The sequence below is a fragment of the Mesorhizobium abyssinicae genome, from assembly GCF_049887195.1.
Classification (GTDB): domain Bacteria; phylum Pseudomonadota; class Alphaproteobacteria; order Rhizobiales; family Rhizobiaceae; genus Mesorhizobium; species Mesorhizobium abyssinicae.
This window is the reverse complement of sequence record NZ_JARAKC010000186.1, coordinates 1-213: the sequence shown is the minus strand read 5'-3', so window position 1 is coordinate 213 and position 213 is coordinate 1. Positions and strand designations below refer to the sequence as shown.

Sequence of the window (213 nt, the reverse complement as noted above, 5' to 3'; positions counted from 1 at the left end):
ACGCCACCGACGTCGACAGCGCCAACGACTTCTCGGTGGCCACCAACGGCGCGCACGGCACGCTGTCCATCAACGCCGCCGGCGAGTGGAGCTATGTCCTCAACGAGGACGACGCCGCCGTCCAGGCGCTCAACACCGGCGATCCGGCGCTCACCGACACCATCACGGTGCAGACCTCCGACGGCACCACCAAGGACATCGTCATCTCCATCC

1 protein-coding gene is annotated in these 213 nt (G+C 67.1%); it reads left to right on the top strand.

The window, feature by feature from the left end:
* A partial coding sequence (locus PU724_RS34245) for a VCBS domain-containing protein (RefSeq protein ID WP_426213888.1) occupies positions 1-213 on the top strand: 213 nt, incomplete at both ends.